This window comes from Vagococcus sp. CY52-2 (assembly GCF_022655055.1).
GTDB lineage: Bacteria > Bacillota > Bacilli > Lactobacillales > Vagococcaceae > Vagococcus.
Map to the genome: position 1 here is coordinate 309,542 of NZ_CP093384.1, position 19,614 is coordinate 329,155.

At 34.7% G+C, this 19,614-nt stretch carries 24 protein-coding genes; 21 read left to right on the forward strand and 3 right to left on the reverse strand.

What is annotated here, in order from left to right:
* Position 1 precedes the first annotated feature (1 nt).
* From MN187_RS01535 to nox, 19 genes are all read left to right on the forward strand, one after another.
* The gene (locus tag MN187_RS01535; RefSeq protein ID WP_117972436.1) at positions 2–280 is read left to right on the forward strand and encodes a hypothetical protein; all 279 of its coding nucleotides are present in this window, start codon (positions 2–4) and stop codon (positions 278–280) included.
* 44 nt (positions 281–324) lie between these two features.
* On the forward strand, positions 325–621 hold the full coding sequence (locus tag MN187_RS01540) for a BMC domain-containing protein (RefSeq protein WP_117972437.1): 297 nt from the start codon (positions 325–327) through the stop codon (positions 619–621).
* A 16-nt stretch (positions 622–637) separates the two neighbouring features.
* On the forward strand, positions 638–961 hold the full coding sequence (locus MN187_RS01545) for a BMC domain-containing protein (protein ID WP_117972438.1): 324 nt from the start codon (positions 638–640) through the stop codon (positions 959–961).
* Positions 962–2,383 carry an aldehyde dehydrogenase family protein gene (locus MN187_RS01550; RefSeq protein WP_117972439.1) on the forward strand — a complete coding sequence of 474 codons (1,422 nt, stop codon included), beginning with the start codon at positions 962–964 and terminating at the stop codon, positions 2,381–2,383.
* A 26-nt stretch (positions 2,384–2,409) separates the two neighbouring features.
* Positions 2,410–4,950 (forward strand): choline trimethylamine-lyase, encoded by a 2,541-nt coding sequence (cutC, locus tag MN187_RS01555; protein ID WP_117972440.1) that lies wholly within the window; start codon positions 2,410–2,412, stop codon positions 4,948–4,950.
* A 27-nt stretch (positions 4,951–4,977) separates the two neighbouring features.
* A complete protein-coding gene (cutD, locus tag MN187_RS01560) occupies positions 4,978–5,916 on the forward strand; it encodes a choline TMA-lyase-activating enzyme (protein ID WP_277756535.1) in 939 nt (312 codons plus the stop codon).
* Between the two features lie 33 nt (positions 5,917–5,949).
* Positions 5,950–6,294 carry a BMC domain-containing protein gene (locus MN187_RS01565; RefSeq protein WP_117972441.1) on the forward strand — a complete coding sequence of 115 codons (345 nt, stop codon included), beginning with the start codon at positions 5,950–5,952 and terminating at the stop codon, positions 6,292–6,294.
* Positions 6,291–6,731, forward strand: a complete 441-nt coding sequence (locus MN187_RS01570; protein WP_241699262.1) for a EutP/PduV family microcompartment system protein — start codon at positions 6,291–6,293, stop codon at positions 6,729–6,731. Before MN187_RS01565 ends, MN187_RS01570 begins: the two co-directional genes overlap by 4 nt.
* 23 nt (positions 6,732–6,754) lie before the next feature.
* Positions 6,755–7,897: a 1-propanol dehydrogenase PduQ gene (locus MN187_RS01575; protein WP_241699263.1), complete on the forward strand. Its 1,143-nt coding sequence runs from the start codon at positions 6,755–6,757 to the stop codon at positions 7,895–7,897.
* Positions 7,898–8,473 (forward strand): hypothetical protein, encoded by a 576-nt coding sequence (locus MN187_RS01580; protein WP_241699264.1) that lies wholly within the window; start codon positions 7,898–7,900, stop codon positions 8,471–8,473.
* Entirely contained in the window at positions 8,445–9,281 is an 837-nt protein-coding gene (eutJ, locus tag MN187_RS01585; protein ID WP_117972445.1) for an ethanolamine utilization protein EutJ, read from the forward strand. The genes MN187_RS01580 and eutJ overlap by 29 nt, the downstream gene beginning before the upstream one ends.
* A 12-nt stretch (positions 9,282–9,293) precedes the next feature.
* Entirely contained in the window at positions 9,294–9,587 is a 294-nt protein-coding gene (locus MN187_RS01590; RefSeq protein ID WP_117972446.1) for a BMC domain protein, read from the forward strand.
* Complete coding sequence (locus MN187_RS01595; RefSeq protein WP_117972447.1) at positions 9,581–9,844, forward strand: EutN/CcmL family microcompartment protein; 264 nt, start codon at positions 9,581–9,583, stop codon at positions 9,842–9,844. The genes MN187_RS01590 and MN187_RS01595 overlap by 7 nt, the downstream gene beginning before the upstream one ends.
* A gap of 15 nt (positions 9,845–9,859) precedes the next feature.
* A complete protein-coding gene (locus MN187_RS01600; RefSeq protein WP_242094088.1) occupies positions 9,860–10,456 on the forward strand; it encodes a cupin domain-containing protein in 597 nt (198 codons plus the stop codon).
* Positions 10,456–11,052 (forward strand): BMC domain-containing protein, encoded by a 597-nt coding sequence (locus tag MN187_RS01605; RefSeq protein WP_117972449.1) that lies wholly within the window; start codon positions 10,456–10,458, stop codon positions 11,050–11,052. Before MN187_RS01600 ends, MN187_RS01605 begins: the two co-directional genes overlap by 1 nt.
* A gap of 10 nt (positions 11,053–11,062) precedes the next feature.
* Positions 11,063–12,583: an acetaldehyde dehydrogenase (acetylating) gene (locus MN187_RS01610; RefSeq protein WP_242094089.1), complete on the forward strand. Its 1,521-nt coding sequence runs from the start codon at positions 11,063–11,065 to the stop codon at positions 12,581–12,583.
* Positions 12,584–12,603: 20 nt separating this feature from the next.
* Positions 12,604–13,242 carry a phosphate propanoyltransferase gene (locus tag MN187_RS01615; RefSeq protein WP_242094090.1) on the forward strand — a complete coding sequence of 213 codons (639 nt, stop codon included), beginning with the start codon at positions 12,604–12,606 and terminating at the stop codon, positions 13,240–13,242.
* 29 nt (positions 13,243–13,271) lie between these two features.
* A complete protein-coding gene (eutM, locus tag MN187_RS01620) occupies positions 13,272–13,550 on the forward strand; it encodes an ethanolamine utilization microcompartment protein EutM (protein WP_117972452.1) in 279 nt (92 codons plus the stop codon).
* A gap of 92 nt (positions 13,551–13,642) precedes the next feature.
* Positions 13,643–14,974: a H2O-forming NADH oxidase gene (gene nox, locus MN187_RS01625; RefSeq protein WP_117972453.1), complete on the forward strand. Its 1,332-nt coding sequence runs from the start codon at positions 13,643–13,645 to the stop codon at positions 14,972–14,974.
* Positions 14,975–15,027: 53 nt separating this feature from the next.
* Here the strand turns inward: nox and pta are convergent, their stop codons facing one another.
* Positions 15,028–16,011, reverse strand: a complete 984-nt coding sequence (pta, locus tag MN187_RS01630) for a phosphate acetyltransferase (protein WP_117972454.1) — start codon at positions 16,009–16,011, stop codon at positions 15,028–15,030.
* Positions 16,012–16,183: 172 nt separating this feature from the next.
* Entirely contained in the window at positions 16,184–16,858 is a 675-nt protein-coding gene (locus tag MN187_RS01635; protein WP_117972455.1) for a uracil-DNA glycosylase, read from the reverse strand.
* A gap of 104 nt (positions 16,859–16,962) precedes the next feature.
* Here MN187_RS01635 and MN187_RS01640 point away from each other — a divergent pair, with 104 nt between their 5' ends.
* Both MN187_RS01640 and MN187_RS01645 read left to right on the forward strand, forming a co-directional pair.
* Positions 16,963–17,832 (forward strand): Cof-type HAD-IIB family hydrolase, encoded by an 870-nt coding sequence (locus MN187_RS01640; protein WP_117972456.1) that lies wholly within the window; start codon positions 16,963–16,965, stop codon positions 17,830–17,832.
* A gap of 33 nt (positions 17,833–17,865) precedes the next feature.
* Positions 17,866–18,414: an LURP-one-related/scramblase family protein gene (locus MN187_RS01645; RefSeq protein WP_117972457.1), complete on the forward strand. Its 549-nt coding sequence runs from the start codon at positions 17,866–17,868 to the stop codon at positions 18,412–18,414.
* A 36-nt stretch (positions 18,415–18,450) separates the two neighbouring features.
* Here the strand turns inward: MN187_RS01645 and asnA are convergent, their stop codons facing one another.
* Positions 18,451–19,458, reverse strand: coding sequence for an aspartate--ammonia ligase (gene asnA / locus MN187_RS01650; RefSeq protein ID WP_117972458.1), 1,008 nt, complete (start codon positions 19,456–19,458; stop codon positions 18,451–18,453).
* Between the last annotated feature and the right edge of the window lie 156 nt (positions 19,459–19,614).

Here is a 19,614-nt window from a genome sequence, read left to right on the forward strand (position 1 = left end):
TATGCTTTTACCTGCAAGAACAGCTGTTTTAAATCAAATGTACGATAGAAAAAAATATAATGTCCAAGAAGTGATGGCACAATTGAAATCACAATATGGTGAAGAAAAACAATTTAATCAAAGGTTGTTTTCAGAACACCTTATGGCACTTGAAGCCAATGGTTTAGTTGAGTTAGATAGTTATAATCTTGATGGAAATGATGAGTTATTGATGTATTACATCATTACTGAAGAGGGAAGAAAAACAGTGGATAAATATGTTAATAAGGCATACAGATAATGTTTTCTAATAACTTGTGAATTGGATAATAAGGGGGATTGAATTTGGTATACAGAGGCCAAGAAGCGTTAGGTTTAGTCGAAACAATCGGCTTAGTGCCTGCATTAAAAGCATGCGATGAAATGTTAAAGGCAGCCAACGTTGAATTAATTTCATATGAAAATATCGGATCGACATTAGTTACTATCATGGTTAAAGGTGATGTGGCGGCTGTTGAGAGTGCAGTAGAAGCTGGGGCAAGAGCGGCGAAAGAAATTGGGACACTGACAGCACATAACGTCATGCCAAGACCTATTGAAGCAATCGGAAAAATTGTATCGGTTCACAGTATTGATGGATAAAGAGGAGGGGATGCAGATGCAAAGTTTTGAAGCAATTGGCGCAATCGAAACATTTGGTTTGGTATTTGTACTAGAAGCGTGTGATGCCATGTGCAAAGCGGCAGATGTTGAGTTAGTCGGATATGAAAATGTTGCATCAGGGTATATTTCAGTCATTGTAAAAGGTGACGTTGCTGCGTGTAAAGCAGCAGTAGAAGCTGGAACATCAGCAGTAGAAAAACTAGGAGCGGAAGTTTATAGCTCGGTAGTGATTGCTGGACCACATATGGATTTAAATAAAATCATTCAGTATTATCAATTACTTGATGAACCGCTTCAAGAGGAGGGAGCTGCTGTTTAGATGAGTAGAGCAGACAAAGATCTGTTATCAATCCAAGAAGCAAGAATTCTTGTAGAAAACGCAAGGAATGCTCAATTTTTAGTTAAAGATTATAAGCAAAGTTACTTAGATAAAATCATTAATCAATTAATAGATGATATAACAATTGAGTTAGCACACTTTGTAGACATGGAAGTCAATGAAACAAAACGTGGGTGTAAAAAAGACAAGGAATGGTTATTAAATACTTTTTTATCACAATTAAAAAAAGAGTTACCCGACCAACAGTGTATTGGAGAGCTTTTAAAAGATTCTGCGGGGAATATTTTAAAAGTAGGTGTGCCTTTAGGAGTGGTAGTAGCCTTCCCTTCTGAAAATAATGTCGTCCTAAACACGTTATATAGTCTTATTATCGGCATTAAATCGGGAAATAGTACTATTATTATTCCAGATAATCAAGCCTATCGTACAACCATTCATATTGTAAATGGTGTTAAAGATATTTGTGAAAAATATGGTTTGCCAGTGGGCTGTATCACATGTCTTGAGACCACTTCTGAAAGTGGAATATTAGAAATAGTGACACATAAAAACACTTCTATGATTATTTCGGCCGGAAAAATAACCAACACAACTAACACTCAAAAGCCGATGATTTATGGAGGAACAGGTGGAACACCAGTTTTTATTGAACACACAGCTAATATTTCAAATGCCGTACAGTCAGTGATAGACAGTCGTTCGCTAGATAACGGGATGTTACCAGGTTCAGAACAATATTTAATTGTTGAACAAAGCATCGCGAGTGAAGTGAAAAAACAATTTCAAAAAAAAGGGGCTCATTTTCTATCTGAAGAAGAAGAACATCAGTTGCTTAATCTGTTACAGCCTAAAAATAATGGCATTAATCCTATATGCGTTGGTAAAAATGCTAGAGAATTAGCTAAAATGGCTCATTTTTCTGTTGAAGAAAGTACCAACATTCTAGTATCGGAAAAAAATTATGTGCATGAGCTAGATCCTTTTGTTAATGAAATGAAATGCCCAGTGATTGCTTTTTATTTAGAACCTGATTGGATGCATGCCTGCGAAAAATCGATTCGGTTATTAAGGGAAAAAAATAACGGTCATACGATAGCGATCCATTCAAACAATATAGAAATATTAAACCAATTTGCCTTAAAGAAACCTGTCGGACGAATGATCGTTAATTCACCGTCGTCCTTAGCTAGCATGGGAATTGATTCAACGTTATCAATTTCTTGTTTATTAGGTGGTTTAACAACTGGTAAAGGTATTAGTGCTAAAAACATCACAGCATCAGATTTAACGTATATGCGAGAAATTAGTCACTCAACAAAGTATGTTGAACATACTAGCAGTGTTGAGGAAGAATCACATGAAAAAATGTTAGAAGAGATTTTACGAAAAATTTTAGCTTAAAACATTATGTAAAGTGAGGAATTAAGATGGATATTAAAGAATTTTCAGCTAAATTGGCTGAAGCAACAAAAGAATTAAGTACAGAAGAACAGCAAGCCTTGATGAAGATGTTTGCTTCTGTATCAGATGATATTACAAAAACAGATTCAGTTGATTTAACTTTTGTAAGCGGTAATCACACAGAGATTCCAAATGGTGTTACACCTAGGTTAGAAGCGTTGAAAGAAAATTATTTAAAACAAAAACCGACTATCACAACTCATAAAGCGCGCGTCATGACCGAAATAGCTAGAGAAAATCCTGGAATGCCTAAAAATATTTTGCGTTCAAAATCATTTAAGAAAAGTTGTGAGACAGCACCATTAGTGATTCAAGACAATGAATTAATTGTTGGTGCACCAAATGGCGCACCAAGAGCTGGATCTTTTTCACCAGATATCGCATGGCGTTGGATGGAAGAAGAAATTGATACTATTTCTAGTAGACCACAGGATCCATTTTATATTTCTGATGAAGACAAACGCATCATGAAAGAAGAGTTATTTCCATTTTGGAAAGGCAAATCAATTGATGAATACTGTGAAGATCAATTTAGAGAAGCAGGTGTTTGGGAAATTTCTGGTGAATCATTTGTATCAGATTGCTCTTATCACGCATTAAACGGTGGGGGAGATTCTAATCCTGGTTATGATGTCATCTTAATGAAAAAAGGGATGCTTGATGTTCAAAAAGAAGCGCAAGAACAATTAGATAAATTAAGTTATGACAATCCTGGAGATATCGAAAAAATTTATTTCTATAAATCAATCATTGAAACAGCTGAAGGCGTAATGATTTACGCTCGCCGCTTGTCAGAATACGCAGCACAACTTGCAGCAAAAGAAACGAATCCACAACGTAAAAAAGAATTACAAAAAATTTCAGAAATTAATGCGAGAGTACCAGCTCATAAACCTGAAACATTCTGGGAAGCAATTCAAGCCGTTTGGACCATTGAATCTCTACTTGTTGTAGAAGAAAATCAAACAGGTATGTCAATTGGTCGAGTGGATCAATACATGTACCCATTCTTTAAAAATGATATCGAAACAGGTCGAATGAGTGAATATGAGGCATTCGAATTAGCGGGTTGTATGTTAATTAAAATGTCAGAAATGATGTGGATAACAAGTGAAGGTGGTTCTAAATTCTTTGCTGGTTATCAACCATTTGTCAATATGTGCGTGGGCGGAGTAACTCGTGAAGGCTACGACGCAACCAATGATTTAACTTATTTATTAATGGATGCTGTGAGACATGTAAAAGTGTACCAACCATCATTAGCTTGTCGTATTCATAATCGCTCACCTCGAGAATACTTGAAAAAAATTGTGGATGTTGTTCGTGCTGGAATTGGGTTCCCTGCCTGTCATTTTGATGACACACATATCAAGATGATGTTAGCTAAAGGTGTATCGATTGAAGATGCACGTGATTACTGTTTGATGGGTTGTGTCGAACCGCAAAAAGCAGGAAGACTTTATCAATGGACTTCTACAGCTTATACACAATGGCCAATTTGTATTGAATTAGTATTAAATAGAGGCGTTCCTTTATGGTATGGTAAACAAGTTTGTCCAGATTTAGGCGATGTATCACAATATAAAACATATGAACAATTTGAAGAAGCTGTTAAAGAGCAAATCAAATATGTGACAGAATTATCATCCATCGCAACGGTTATCACTCAACGTGTTCACCGAGATTTAGCACCAAAACCGTTAATGTCAATCATGTATGAAGGTTGTATGGAAAATGGAAAAGATGTATCAAGTGGTGGGGCGATGTATAACTTTGGTCCTGGTGTGGTTTGGTCAGGATTGGCAACGTATGCAGATTCAATGGCAGCTATTAAAAAATTAGTCTTTGAAGAGAAAAAATACACACTTGAAGAACTAAATACAGCACTAAAAGCAGACTTTGTTGGTTATGAACAAGTTAGAACAGATTGCTTAAATGCACCAAAATATGGAAATGATGATGACTATGCAGATTTAATTGCAGCAGATCTTATTCACTTTACAGAAAAAGAACATCGTAAACACAAAACATTATTCTCAGAATTATGTCACGGAACGTTATCTATTTCAAACAACACACCTTTAGGTCAGTTGACAGGAGCATCTGCCAATGGTCGTAAAGCATGGATTCCATTATCAGATGGTATCAGCCCAACACAAGGAGCAGACTTCAAGGGACCTACAGCGATTATTAAATCTGTTTCTAAAATGGCCAATGACACAATGAATATGGGAATGGTTCACAACTTTAAAATTATGTCAGGTATGTTAGATACAGAAGAAGGCGAAAATAGTTTAATTACATTACTTAAAACAGCGAGCGTGTTAGGAAATGGCGAAATGCAATTTAACTACCTTGATAATGAAACCCTTCTAGATGCACAAAGACATCCAGAACAATACCGTGATTTGATTGTTCGTGTGGCAGGATATAGTGCATTCTTCGTTGAATTATGTCAAGACGTTCAAGATGAGATTATCAGCCGTACAATGATAACAAAATTTTAGCAATAAGTTAGAAAAGTGGTGAATCAATTGATAGATTCAGTCGAAAGACAGGTTATGGTTTTTAATATCCAAAAATATAGTCTTTATGATGGACCTGGTATTCGGACGATTGTATTTTTTAAAGGCTGCCCTTTAAGATGTCAATGGTGTGCTAATCCAGAAGGGTTAGAACGAAAATTTCAAGTCATGTATAAAGAAAGTATTTGTAGTGATTGCCATGCTTGTGTGGATGCTTGCCCAGTTGGAATTCATTATATTGATGAAAAAGGAAATCACCAAGTAAATCGTGATATTGCGTGTACAGGATGTCAAGAATGTGTGGCAGTTTGTCCAATGTCTGCGTTGAATATAACAGGTGAGATTCGCTCTATTTCTGAAGTAATGGAAATCATTCATGAAGATGATGAGTTTTATGAACAATCTGGTGGCGGTGTGACATTGAGTGGTGGTGAGTGTACTGCTCAACCAGAAGCAGCACTTGCGTTATTACAAGCATGTAAGACAGACGGCATTAATACAGCAATCGAAACATGTGGACACTCACGAATGGATCGATTGATGGCAATTGCTGATTATGTGGATTTATTTTTATATGATTTAAAACATATGGATCCAGTGAAACATAATAAACTAACAGGTATTAGCAATGAACGAATTTTAGAAAATCTAAAACAATTATTAGAAGATGGGCATGATGTTCATATTAGAATGCCAATGTTGAAAATGATTAATGATAGTAAACCAGAAATTGAGCAGATTATTAATTTCTTATTACCTTACAAAGATTATCCTAACTTCAAAGGCATTGATTTATTACCATACCATAAATTAGGTGTGAATAAATATGGCCAATTAGGTATGGAATATCCAGTAGACGGCGATCCATCATTAACTGATGCGGAGTTAGACCAAATTGAAAGTTGGATTAAAGAGTATGATTTCTTTGTAAAAGTGGTCCGACATTAAGTGATGAGAGTGATTAAAAAGGAGTGAGTTGACTTGTTAGATGATACGGTTAAACGAGTAATAGAAGAATCTGTCCCAGGAAAACAAGTCACCTTAGCTCATGTGATAGCTTCTCCCATAGAAGAAATTTATGAGTCTCTAGGTATTGAAAATGAAGGAGCCATTGGTATTTTGACTATTTCTCCTTTTGAAACAGCAATTATCGCAGCAGATATTGCAGGAAAAAGTGCCGATGTACAAGTTGGGTTTTTGGATCGTTTTACAGGATCTGTCTTGATTTCTGGAGATGTTCAAAGTGTAGAGGAAGCTTTGCAAACAGTGGTCAATACACTGAAGCAAACATTGAACTATGAAGTTGTTAAGGTGACACGAACATGAAAAAACGTGTGCTTATTATAGGACCTAAAAATAGTGGGACAAGAGTGATTGCTCAAGGGATTGAACAATCACAAACACCGATAAAAAAAGTAGCTAATGTATTATATACCGATAAAACGATTATTGTACCTAATACTTATTTAGAAAGTCCGTGGATGCATAAGCACATTATTGCATTGCAACAATCAGCTAGCTACGCATTATTCTTAGTCCCTATACAATGTAAGAAAATAAGTTACCCACCTAATTTTTCAAAGGTTTTTCGCGTACCAGTTATGGGGATTATCACAAGTGTGGGTGATGAGTTTTCAAAAAAAGAACAACAATATGCTAGAACCGTGATTGAAAAAATAGGGTTGTCATCAAACTGGTGTCAGCTTAATTTAGAAACAGAATTTGATTTAGAAGACATGATTCAAATACATAGTAAAAAATAAATTGTTAGAAAGGAGGTGTTACGTTGTTAAATGAATTTCAAGTCGCAACCCATATTATTTCAGGAACAGATTCTTTAAGTGAATTACAAAATCTTTCCTTAAAAAAAGTATTAATAGTGTGTGATCCTTACATGGTAAACAGTGGAAAAGTAGAAATAATGACGAGCCTGTTTGTGGAAAGTGGTGTCGAATACACGATTTTTTCAGATATATCTCCAGATCCAACGATTGATATTGTAACAAAAGGATTGGTCTCTACGTTATCTTTCGAGCCAGATAGTATCGTTGCTCTTGGTGGAGGTTCTGCAATGGATGCAGCCAAAGCCATTCGTTATATTTATCAAATGATTAAGCAAACACTTGATGTATCACTGGTTTGTATTCCAACAACAAGTGGAACTGGGAGCGAAGTCACATCATTTTCAGTGATATCTGATCCATCAACGGATAGTAAGTATGCGTTAGTAGATAAAAAAATGATTCCAAACGTTGCCATATTAGATCCAAAAATTGTGTTAACAGTCCCTAAAAACATTACGGCAGATACTGGTATTGATGTGTTTACTCATTGTATTGAAGCTTTAGCCTCAACTAAAGCAAATGACTTTACCGATGCCAATAGTGAAAAAGCAATCAAGATTATTTGGAATGATTTAGTTAAGGCATACAATGATGGAGATAACTTAATCGTAAGAGAGATGATTCATAATGCCTCTTGTTTAGCTGGAATTGCATTTAATGAAGCCTCTTTAGGAATATGTCATAGTTTAGCTCATGCTTTAGGTGGAAAATTTCATATCCCACATGGACGAGCGAATGCGCTGTTATTACCTCATGTTATTGCTTATAACGCAGAACTTGATAATGATTTTGAAACATCTAATTTAGAGACGTACTATCAAATAGCAAATGTTTTAGGGGTACGATCTGGTACGAAAAAATCTACAGTCTATGCTTTTATTTCTAAACTACAACGGTTAATGAAACAACTAGACTTACCTCAAACTATTGAAGAATTTGAGATTGATAAAGATGATTTTATCTCAGCTATTCCTGAGATGGCTCAAAAAGCAATGAAAGACCAATGCACGATAACCAATCCTAGACAACCTCAGCAAGCTGATTTAGAAAATATCTATAGTAAATTGTTGAGAGGTGGGTATTAAATGTATTTTTTTACAGAAAAAGACCTACGTATGATGTATAAAAAAAAAGCATTTAATCAATTTGTTTTAGAGAAACATCAAAAATTAACACCAGAAGCAAAACAATTTTTATCAGATCGAAAAATTGATGTGACGATTAAAAAAGAAAAAGATATCGTAAACAATGAGCCTGAATCAGTGAAACAAGCAACTAATACAGAATGGATTGGCTATAAAGAAGTTCTTTCCTCAGAAATATTAGAAGCCTATTTTCTTGGTGAAAAAATTAAACATAAGATAACGCATCGTATATTATTACTTGAAACATCAATTAATCATATGCTGTCGCAAGAAGAAAAATCAAAAGAAACATCTGATGATCGTTTTCCTGTATGCGAGAATGTGTCTTCTTATGTGGTTAATTTGGAAGGGCCACTACTAGTAAAATTACAAAAAGTCTATGGGTTACTTTGTTTGATGGCTCGAACATTTCCTGAATTTAGTCATGGGTTTAGAGAAGTGATACGCGAGCTGGTAGACATAGTTGACACGATAGTTGGAGGTATAGATGACAAACGAAATGACATTACATTGTAATAAGTTTATCGAAACATTTGAAACGGTTATTAAAACACCTAAAAAAAGTAAGTCTGACATCTATTATACAGGAGTCGATTTAGGAACGGCTTGCATAGTTTTGGTGGTTTTAGATAGTGACTATCAGCCTGTTGCAGGTGCTTATCAATACGCCAATGTTGTAAGAGATGGAATGGTAGTTGACTATGTAGGTGCTGTAGATATCGTCAGTGAATTAAAACAAGATTTAGAAAAAAAACTTGGAACCACACTTGTTTATGCAGCAGCATCACTACCACCAGGAACAGATGATTTAGATGGTGGTGCGATTAAAAATGTGGTTCAAAGTGCAGGGTTTGAATTAACCAAGGTATTAGATGAGCCAACAGCTGCCAATCAGTTATTAAATATAACTGATGGCGCTGTGGTTGATATTGGTGGAGGAACAACTGGAATTGCTATTTTAGAAAATGGAAAAGTAGTGAAAGTAGCCGATGAAGCAACAGGTGGAACACATTTATCACTTGTGATTGCTGGGAATTATAAATTTAATTTTGAACAAGCCGATAAATACAAACGAAATGAAGCGCATCATGATGAATTACTGATCGTGGTAAAACCTGTTATTCAAAAAATAGCATCCATTATTTCAAATCAAATTAATGGTTATAAAGTTAATGCTATCTATCTTGTAGGAGGTACTGCTTGCTTAAAAGGAATCGAGACAATTATTGAAAAAGAAACAGGGATAAAAACAATTAAGCCCATTAATCCTATGTTTGTAACACCCATAGGAATTGCGTTGAGTTGTACTAATCAAGTTATGTAAGGAGGCACAAAAATGGATTGTCGAATTATTAAATCACCAGGTGAGAACACAATGGCTATTTTAAATAGACGAAAAAGTTCAAAAGAAAAATTAGAAAAACCAGGCGCTGTCGGTTTAGTACAAGGAAAATTGATTGAGATGGTTTGCGCCACAGATGTGGCTGAAAAAGCAGTTGGCGTGACGATTGAAGACATTCGTGGAAGTTGTCCTCAAAACATGATTTTATTAGCTATATTTGGTGATACAGCCTCCGTTGTCGCTGCGATTGATGAGATTAAACGAAGAGAGAAGAATAACGAATGGTAACGGCAACCTTAATAGATAATATATGGGCAACACGCAAATCGGATAAGTTACAAGGACTTAAGTTAATGCTCGCTCAAATTAATGGAGGCGTTAAAGACGGTGAGATAATGGTTGTATGTGATGTTATTGGAGCTGGAATTGGTGATCGAGTTATTATTGCAACAGGGACAGCAGCTAGACGTATGTTAGAAGATGATTTGATTCCTGTTGATGCAGCAGTCATTGGTATTATCGATGAAAGCTGTGAGTCTGTATAAAGAGAGTGTGACAAAATGAAAAAATTGATTTGTGCCAGTGATGTTGAATCACTTCATGAAGAGAATAAACGAGTCATTCCTATATCAGAGAATACGATTGTAACCCCTTCAGCACATGATTTAGCTGAAGAATATGCTATGACATTTAAAGTTGAAAAAGAAACATTGGATTTACTAGACCTGATGACTGGTGAGTGGAGTAAGGAATCACTCGTGATCTTATTAAAAAGTTTACTAACAGGGGATCTCTTAACACCATTTATTCTTGAAAAAGACTCAAGTGGAATAGAAATTATAAAAAAAGAGAGCATCAAATCACAAGAATTTCCGACAAAAGAAGAGGGTGTTACTTGTCAAACAGTGATGCACTCAACTGATGGGACAGCAGTTATTGAATTATTATCTTTAGAAGATACTCACTTTATTGAACAACAACTAGAGGAGTCTTTCTATTATGTTATTTCTGGTGAATTTGATACCACTTTGAATGAAGGAAAGACAAATTTAACCATAGGTGACTTATTACATATTCCTAAAAATGAAGTCATTGATTGGAAGATTATCAAGAAAACAATGGTACTTAAAATACAACTAAAAGGATGTGTTAACTGATGAATGACTCTCTTGGAATGATTGAAACAAAAGGTCTTTTGGCAACTATTGTGGCATCAGACACGATGTTAAAGTCAGCTGACATTCATCTAGTTGGCGTGACAAAAGTAGGTGGTGGGTTAACCTCTATTTTAATTAAGGGTGATGTTTCGGCAGTAACCACAGCTGTGAGTGCTGCTGAATCGAATCTTTCATATTTATCACTTGATTCATTAGTTTCATCTCATGTGATAGCTAGGACAGAAGTGGATACTCACTTTTTTATAGATGAGAAAGAGCCTGTTGTAATCGATAGTGAGAATATCGAAGAAGTGATAGATAATGATGGATTCATTAGTGAAGATGAGTTGATGACACCTTTAGAGATTGAAGAAAAAATAGAAAACACATTAGATCTTGCCTTTTTAGAATTAGAGCAGATTACTTACCAAAATAAAGAGGAGCTAGTCAGTCAATTGACTCAAATGAAAGTAGTCGATTTGAGAAAACTAGCCAAACATCAAATAGATTTTAGTATCGCTAGAAAAGAACTTTATAAAACAAGCAAAGAAAAATTAGTTGAGGCATTAAGTGAGTTTTTAATAAACAATGAATAGAGGAGTTTGAATGGAAATATTTGATAAAGACTTAAAATCCATACAGGAAGCAAGAGATTTAGCTCGCCAAGGAAAAGTAGCCGCTAATGAGATAGCGACTTTTTCAGAAGAGCAAATTGATCAAATCTTACAAAAAATGGTTCAAGTAATCAGTCAACAATCACCAAACTTAGCACAAAGAGCTGTTGATGAAACAGGTTTTGGAAAAGTAATGGATAAAATGTATAAGAATCATGCGGCATCAACTCTTTTATATGATGAGATAAAACATGAAAAAACAATAGGAATTGTGTCAGAGGATGAAGCCAAAGGAACATTTGATGTGGCTGAACCAGTAGGATTGGTATTAGGAATTATCCCATCAACCAATCCTACATCAACAGTGATTTTTAAATCAATGATTGCAATAAAATCGCGAAATGCTATTGTGTTTTCACCACATCCATCAGCTCTAGACTGCACGAAAAAAACGGCTGAAATGCTAAATCGAGCAGCTGTGTCAGCAGGAGCTCCAGATGGCATTATAAGTTGTTCGACTATTCCAACTATGGCTGGAACAAATGAATTATTACATGCACCTGAAGTCAGTTTAATTATTGCAACAGGTGGACCTGGAATGGTAAAAGCAGCATATAGTTCTGGAAAACCAGCATTAGGTGTTGGAGCGGGAAATTCACCAGCTTACATTGAAAAAACAGCTGATGTTAAAACAGCAGTAGAAAAAATTATTGCGTCTAAAACATTTGATAATGGGACTATTTGTGCATCAGAGCAATCAATAATTTGTGAAAAAGGAATTGAATCAGATGTTGTTCGTGAGTTTAAAGCACAAGGTGGATACTTTATGACACCAGAAGAAACAGATAAAGTATGTGGCTTATTATTTAAAAATGGTTATGTCATGAATGCCGGATTTGTTGGACGAGAAGCTACAGTAATCGCAGAAGCAGCAGGTATTACTGTTCCGAGTGATACAAAAGTATTGATAGGTCGACAAGAAGGTGTAGGAAAAGGCTACCCATTATCATTTGAAAAACTGACAACTGTATTAGGTTTTTATGTAGTAAATAACTGGGAAGAAGCTTGCCATTTAAGTATTGAACTATTACAAAATGGTATTGGACATACTATGAGTATCCATACGAATGACAAAGACATGGTAATGAAGTTCGCAGCAAAACCTGCCTCAAGAATTTTAGTTAACACTGGAGGTAGCCAAGGTGGAACAGGTATCTCAACTGGATTACCCATTTCATTTACATTAGGCTGTGGAACCTTTGGTGGAAGTTCTGTTTCTGAAAATGTCGGGCCAAAACATTTATTAAATATTAAAAAAGTAGCGTATGGATTAAAAGATGTTCGAACACTAGTCAGTGATGATAAAACATTTAACCCATATACGAATGAATGCTCTAAAGAAGAAATAACTTGTCACACAAGTAGAGAAAAACAAGAGATAAAAGATGTTTCTGAAAGTGATTTGGAAACATTGACTAAAGTGGTTCGACAAATATTATCAACCATGGACTAATTAAAGAGATGAGTGAAAAAATGGAAAACTATGAAGAGTTATTAATAGAAATATTAAAGAAAATCGCCCAAGAATCACAGACAACAGATCTTAGTATTCCAGTAGGGATTTCCAATCGCCATTGTCATTTATCTAGAGAAGACGTAGAAAGTTTATTTGGTAAAGGATATGAATTAACTAAACTTAAAGACCTATCTCAACCTGGACAGTATGCATGCAAAGAAACCATCATGATTTGTGGTCCAGAAGGGATGATTGAAAATGTCAGAATTTTAGGACCTGAGAGAAAGCAAACACAAGTAGAAGTATTACAAAGTGACTGTTTTAAACTAGGCATAAAGGCACCATTAAGATTATCTGGCGATCTAGATCATTCAGGTGATGTGACCATGATTGGACCAAAAGGCTCTAAGATGTTGGTTTCAGGTGTGGTTGTGGCAAAACGTCATATTCACATGCCGTTAAAAGATGCCAAGCGTTTTGATGTTGTCGATGGAGAAAATGTGTCGATTGCTTTTGATGGTGCTAGAGGCGGCGTATTGAATGAAGTTATCGTACGAGTAGATAGTAACGCAGGCTTAGAATGTCATATAGATGTTGAAGAAGCCAATGCACTTGGTGTAAGTTCTAACACAAACATTGTGATTCAAAAAAATTAATATAAAAGAAAATTTAGGAGGAAATTATAATGAAATCAGATGCTTTAGGAATGATCGAAACAAAAGGACTAATTGGTTCAATAGAGGCTGCTGACGCAATGGTTAAAGCCGCAAATGTATCTTTAGTAGGAAAAGAATTAGTAGGTGGGGGGATTGTGACTGTAATGGTAAGAGGTGATGTTGGTGCAGTCAAAGCCGCAACAGATGCCGGTGCAGCCGCTGCTCAACGAGTGGGAGAATTATTATCTGTTCATGTTATTCCAAGACCTCATTCAGAAGTAGAAAACATTTTACCAACAGAAATCTAAAACGTTATGAGATAAAATAGAAATAAAGCGGTGCAAATTATCCTTTTAAAAAGAGATGAGATGTTCCGCTTTTTATATTAAAGGAGAAAGCGATGAAAAAAACAATCATCATTGGTTCGAATCATGCAGGGATTGCAGCAGCAAATGTCCTGTTAGAATACTCTGATACTCATGATGTGGTTATTATTGAAAAAAATGCAGAATTTAGTTATCTAGGTTGTGGCACAGCTCTTTGGGTAGGACAACAAATTGAGTCGTATGAAGGGCTATTTTATTTAAATGAATCAGAATTTAGAAAAAAAGGGGCAACTATTTACACAAATACAGAAGTGACTAAAGTTGATTTCTATAACAAGACAGTCACATGCTCTGACGATAATCATCAAATATTTACGGAACACTATGATAATTTAGTATTAGCGACAGGATCTAAGCCAATAATATTAAATGTTCCTGGAAAAGAGTTAGGAAATATTCATTGCTTGAAGACATTTAATGATGGAAAAATAGTGAATGAACTTGCTGAAAAAGAAACAATTCAACGAGTAGCAGTAATTGGAGCAGGTTATATCGGTGTTGAGATAGCAGAAGCATTACAACGAAGAGGAAAAAAAGTATTGCTATTTGATGGCGAAAATCGTTCATTGTCAAGTTATTACGATCAAGCATTTTCCCAAAAAATGGATGATACATTGGCAAAAAATGGTATAGAACTTCATTTTGGAGAGCGTGTGACAGAATATCAAGGAAATAAACAGATCGAACATTTAGTAACTGACAAAGGTCATTATGCTGTAGATATGGTAATTAATGCAGTTGGGTTTCTACCTAATAATGAATTAGGTAAAAATCAGTTAGAATTGTTTCATAATGGTGCTTATATTGTCGATGAGTGTCAACAAACAAGTAACCCTTCTGTTTATGCAGTGGGTGATTGTGCGACAATCTATTCAAATGCGTTACAAAAAACCGATTACATTGCGTTAGCGACAAATGCGATTAGAAGTGGTATGGTAGCAGGTTATAACATAGCTGGACGAGACGTTTCATCACTAGGTGTACAGGGCTCAAATGCTATTTCTATTTTTGGATTTAATATGTCTTCGACTGGATTATCTATTGAATCAGCGAAAAAGAAAGGATTAAACGTGAGTTATACTGAGTTTGAAGATTTACAAAAACCGGCATTTATGGCTGATAATTACCATGTTAAACTTCGTATTGTATATGACACTAACTCAAGACGAATTGTAGGCGCACAAATGTGTTCTGAAAAAGATGTTTCAATGCTGACTCATCTATTTTCTCTTTCAATTCATAAAAAATTAACGATAGATGAATTACAATTATTGGATTTGTTCTTTTTACCGCATTTTAATCAGCCGTATAATTATATTACAATGGCAGCTTTGAATGCTAAATAAATAAAAACCAATGCAATTTTCTATTTCAGAAAAGGCATTGGTTTTTATTTTTACTATTTATTCATGATTGCTTGACCAGCAGTAATGATAGATAATTTGTAAACATCTTCTTCATTACATCCACGAGATAAGTCAGAAATTGGTTTGTTTAAACCTTGTAAGATAGGTCCAATCGCTTGGAAACCACCTAAACGTTGTGCAATTTTGTAGCCAATGTTTCCAGATTGAATTTCTGGGAAGATAAACACATTTGCTTGACCAGCTACATCTGAATCTGGTGCTTTTTGTTTCGCAACAGAAGGAACATAAGAAGCGTCAAACTGTAATTCACCATCAATAGACATTTCAGGAGCTAACTCTTTGGCAATACGAGTTGCTTCAGCGACTTTTGTTACTTCTTCAGATTTTGCAGATCCTTTTGTTGAAAAGCTTAATAAAGCAACTTTAGGATCAATATCAAATAATTCAGCTGTTTTAGCACTTTCAACAGCGATTTCTGCTAATGCTTGAGCATCAGGGTTGATATTAATAGCACAATCAGAGAAAATATATTTTTCTGAGTCACGGTTACCTAACATCAAGAAAGCACCACTTGTACGGCTAACACCTGGTTTAGTTTTAACGATTTGTAAAGCTGGGCGAATTGTGTCACCAGTAGAGTGAACAGCACCACTTACTAAACCATCAGCTAAGTCCATATAAACTAACATTGTTCCAAAGTAGTTTTCATCTTTTAAAATAGTACGTGCTTGATCTTCGGTTGCTTTACCTTTACGGCGTTCAATGAAAGCAGCAACCATTTCATCAAATTTTTCGTAAGTGTCAGGGTTAATAATTTCTAAGTTATCAACACTTAAACCACGAGAAGTAGCCAATTCTTTGATTTCTTCAGGCTTACCAATTAAGACAGGTTCAATTAAGTTGTCTGATTTTAAACGAACAGCCGCACCTAAAACGCGTTCATCTGTGGGTTCAGGAAAAACCATACGTATATTTTTGTTAATAATTTTATGTTTAAGTTGGTCAAATAGTTCCACGAAAACATCCTCCAATTTTCTTATACTTTTTTCACAAGTCTATCATATCATGTTTATGAACAAAAAGAACAGTATTTTGTTCTGTTTTTTCGAAAAAACTTAGGTAAAACATAATAACACCAAATAAATTTTTAATAAAATAAAACAGATTTTTTTATTTTATTAGTACAGTTTAGGATAACGTCCAATTTATCTGTGGTTGATTGGTTTCTTTTAAACTATTATTTATTTTAGAAAATGGCTTTGAGCCAAAGAACCCCCTGTATGCCGATAGTGGACTAGGATGTGGTGCTTCGATAATGATGTGTTTTGTATGGTCAATTAATTGTTTTTTTTGTTGAGCGGGTTTGCCCCAAAGAACAAAAATGATAGGGTTCTCTTTTTTATTCAACGATTTTATTATACAATTTGTGAAGTTTTCCCAACCTTTGTTTTTATGCGAATGAGCCTTTCCTTTTTCAACAGTTAGGACTGTATTAAGTAATAAAACCCCTTGTTTTGCCCAAGGAACTAAATAACCACTACTAGGAGTATTGATTTTACAATCATCAGCTAATTCTTTAAAAATATTAACCAAAGAGGGTGGTATCTTGGTTCCTGGTAGTACAGAAAAACTAAGTCCGTGAGCTTGATTATCTCCGTGATAGGGGTCTTGTCCTAAAATAACGACTTTTGTTTCACTAAAAGGAGTGTAGTTTAAAGCACTAAAAATATTTTGTTTATCAGGAAAAATGGTCTTTGATTGGTATTCTTTTTCTAAAAAAAGTTCTAAGTTTTTCACATAGTCGGTTTGTAACTCATCATGCAATATGTCTTGCCAGTCTGTTTGAATTAAGTCTTTTAACATTTTTTCACCTCTATTGTTTAGTTTATCATAATTTTTTTATTATAAATGTATCTTTCAAAAAAAAATGGTACACTAACAGTAATAAAAGAACTAGGAGGAACATTATGATTAAATTGATCGCATCTGATATGGATGGCACGCTTTTATCATCCCATCTAGATATTTCAGAATTAAATAAACAAGCTATAAAAACAGCTGCAGAAAATGGTATTGAGTTTATGGTAGCAACCGGCAGAGGCTACTCTGAAGCTCGGCCTGTTTTAGATGAAGCGGGCATTCACTGTGCTATGATTACTGGTAATGGTGCACAAATCTTTGATGAGTTTGATAATGTCTTACATACTGTTAGTTTAGAAAAAGAAACAGTTAAAGAGGCTATGAAAATTTTAGAAGAGGAAGACTTATATTATGAGCTAATGACAACAGAAGGTGTGTATTCGAATAATGAAGCACAACGAATTGAAAAGTTTGCGATTCTTTTATCTGAAAATATTCCTCATTTGACTTTTAAAATGGCAATTGCCATGGCTTCTACTCAATTAAAAATGTTACCTGTTAACTATACTGAGCATTATGATATTTTAGTTGATGATCCTGAAGTCGAGATTTTAAAAGTGATTGCGTTTAATGAAGAGGGAGCTAAGAGATTTGAGCCAGCTTTAGAAAAACTTCATAAATTAATGAATGTTCATGTGACATCATCTGGTGTGAATAACTTAGAAATTAATCATGTGGATGCAACAAAAGGAAATGCTATAAAATATATCGCTGAAAAGCGTGGTATTTCTATGGATGACGTCTTTACAATTGGTGATAATTTTAACGATTTACCTATGTTAGAAGTTGCTGGTGTGAGTTTTGCTATGGGAAATGCTGAAGAAAAAGTCAAAGAAGTTGCTAAGTATCAAACAGATACAAATATTGAAGACGGTGTAGGTAAAGCAATACTACGAGCAATTGAAGAAAACCTTTAGAGCGACGATTTTGATTAAAGGAAGTTGATAGCAATGGAGACATACTATATTAAAGAACATGTCCTTTCAGCTAATGTTCGTACAGTTATTAAAGATATTCAGGATAAACCAGTGTATATTTTAGTTGGACGTTGGGGTGTGAAGGGGGATGTGCTATCGGTGTATAGCATGGAAGGGGATGTTTTAGCAACAGTGAAACAAACGACATATGCTTTTCCATCTCGTTTTGATTTGTATGATAGGCAACAAAAAGTTGGCTCTTTAGGTAGATTATTTTCATTGAATCGTGATATTTATTTAGTAAAGCAGCTGAATTGGTTAGTTTTAGCTAATGTTGGAAAACAATCCTATCGAATGTATTCTTTAAAAGAACGAATGATGTTGATGAATAAGCATACATCATTTCAAGGAGATTACTACAAGCTATCAATTATCAATAAAGAAGTATCTCCAATTTGTATTTGTATAGGAGCTGTAATGGATTATTGGGCAAAAAATAATGAAAAAAATTGGCAAACTGTTAACTCATTTCTTAATCCTAAACCTTCTTATCAATCAATTGAATTAATTAAAAAAAAATAAAAGCACTTTGGGAAACTTTCCTAAAGTGCTTTTTTGTTATAATAAGTTTATTGTTCCTCGGCATGCTTCGATTGTTTCTTCATCCCATAAAGATACTTGCACTTCTCCAATATGAGCTTTTTCTAAAAGTAACATGCACATACGACTTTGACCAATCCCACCACCAATTGTTAAAGGTAATTCATTTGCTAAAATTTGTTGATGGTATGGGTATTTCAGCCGATCAGTTGCGTTGGCTTTTTCTAACTGTTCTTTTAAGGAAGTTTCATCCACACGAATCCCCATACTAGATATTTCGACAGCAGTTTGTAGTGGTTCATGCCAAAATAGTAAGTCTCCATTTAATTGCCAATCATCGTAGTCAGGAGAACGACCATCATGCGGTTTTCCGCTCAATAATTTATCTCCGATTTGCATAATAAATGTTGTTGGGTGCTCTTTTACATAAGCTTGTTCGCGTTCTTTATCATTGAAATCAGGATATAAATTTTCTAATTCTTGTGTTGTGATAAATGAGACGTTGCTATCAAGTTCAATAGATAGAGATGGGTATTTCGTATGCAAACGACTAGATGTTTCAATAATGGCATTGACAATTTGTTGGACAGTTTGTTTTAAATAATCTAGGTTACGTTGCTCTCTTGAAATAACACGTTCCCAATCCCATTGATCCACATAAATAGAGTGTAAATTGTCTAACTCTTCATCACGCCTAATCGCATTCATGTCAGTATAGATTCCATTTCCTACATGAAAATCATATTGTTTTAAAGCTGTTCGTTTCCATTTAGCTAGTGAATGAACCACTTCTGCAGGAGTATCTAAAGCTGGAACGTCAAATTGTACAGGTCTTTCTACACCGTTTAGATTATCATTTAAACCAGACGTTGTATCCACAAATAATGGTGCAGAGACTCTTTTTAATTTTAAACTTCCAGTTAACGCTTCTTCAAACCAGTGTTTTGTTAGTCCAATCGCTTTTTGTGTGTCATAAACAGACAACGAAGATTGGTAATTTTTTGGTACAATTGTTTTTTTCTTCATATAGTTCACTTCCTAATCAAAGATTTCTCACTATTTTATCATATTTTTTTAATTAATGAAAACAAATATAGAATTTCTGAAAAACGACAAAGTCTAAATTGTATCAATAAGATATATATTATAAATCGTTAAGTTGAAGGTAGTGATGGTAATACA

Bases quoted from the DNA above. Each gene is read 5' to 3' on its own strand.
- MN187_RS01535 (WP_117972436.1), top strand. From the start codon at position 2: ATGCTTTTACCTGCAAGAACAGCTGTTTTAAATCAAATGTACGATAGA.
- MN187_RS01545 (WP_117972438.1), top strand. From the start codon at position 638: ATGCAAAGTTTTGAAGCAATTGGCGCAATCGAAACATTTGGTTTGGTA.
- MN187_RS01550 (WP_117972439.1), top strand. From the start codon at position 962: ATGAGTAGAGCAGACAAAGATCTGTTATCAATCCAAGAAGCAAGAATT.
- cutC (WP_117972440.1), top strand. From the start codon at position 2,410: ATGGATATTAAAGAATTTTCAGCTAAATTGGCTGAAGCAACAAAAGAA.
- MN187_RS01570 (WP_241699262.1), top strand. From the start codon at position 6,291: ATGAAAAAACGTGTGCTTATTATAGGACCTAAAAATAGTGGGACAAGA.
- MN187_RS01580 (WP_241699264.1), top strand. From the start codon at position 7,898: ATGTATTTTTTTACAGAAAAAGACCTACGTATGATGTATAAAAAAAAA.
- eutJ (WP_117972445.1), top strand. From the start codon at position 8,445: ATGACAAACGAAATGACATTACATTGTAATAAGTTTATCGAAACATTT.
- MN187_RS01590 (WP_117972446.1), top strand. From the start codon at position 9,294: ATGGATTGTCGAATTATTAAATCACCAGGTGAGAACACAATGGCTATT.
- MN187_RS01595 (WP_117972447.1), top strand. From the start codon at position 9,581: ATGGTAACGGCAACCTTAATAGATAATATATGGGCAACACGCAAATCG.
- MN187_RS01600 (WP_242094088.1), top strand. From the start codon at position 9,860: ATGAAAAAATTGATTTGTGCCAGTGATGTTGAATCACTTCATGAAGAG.
- MN187_RS01605 (WP_117972449.1), top strand. From the start codon at position 10,456: ATGAATGACTCTCTTGGAATGATTGAAACAAAAGGTCTTTTGGCAACT.
- MN187_RS01610 (WP_242094089.1), top strand. From the start codon at position 11,063: ATGGAAATATTTGATAAAGACTTAAAATCCATACAGGAAGCAAGAGAT.
- MN187_RS01615 (WP_242094090.1), top strand. From the start codon at position 12,604: ATGGAAAACTATGAAGAGTTATTAATAGAAATATTAAAGAAAATCGCC.
- eutM (WP_117972452.1), top strand. From the start codon at position 13,272: ATGAAATCAGATGCTTTAGGAATGATCGAAACAAAAGGACTAATTGGT.
- nox (WP_117972453.1), top strand. From the start codon at position 13,643: ATGAAAAAAACAATCATCATTGGTTCGAATCATGCAGGGATTGCAGCA.
- MN187_RS01635 (WP_117972455.1), bottom strand. From the start codon at position 16,858: ATGTTAAAAGACTTAATTCAAACAGACTGGCAAGACATATTGCATGAT.
- MN187_RS01640 (WP_117972456.1), top strand. From the start codon at position 16,963: ATGATTAAATTGATCGCATCTGATATGGATGGCACGCTTTTATCATCC.
- MN187_RS01645 (WP_117972457.1), top strand. From the start codon at position 17,866: ATGGAGACATACTATATTAAAGAACATGTCCTTTCAGCTAATGTTCGT.
- asnA (WP_117972458.1), bottom strand. From the start codon at position 19,458: ATGAAGAAAAAAACAATTGTACCAAAAAATTACCAATCTTCGTTGTCT.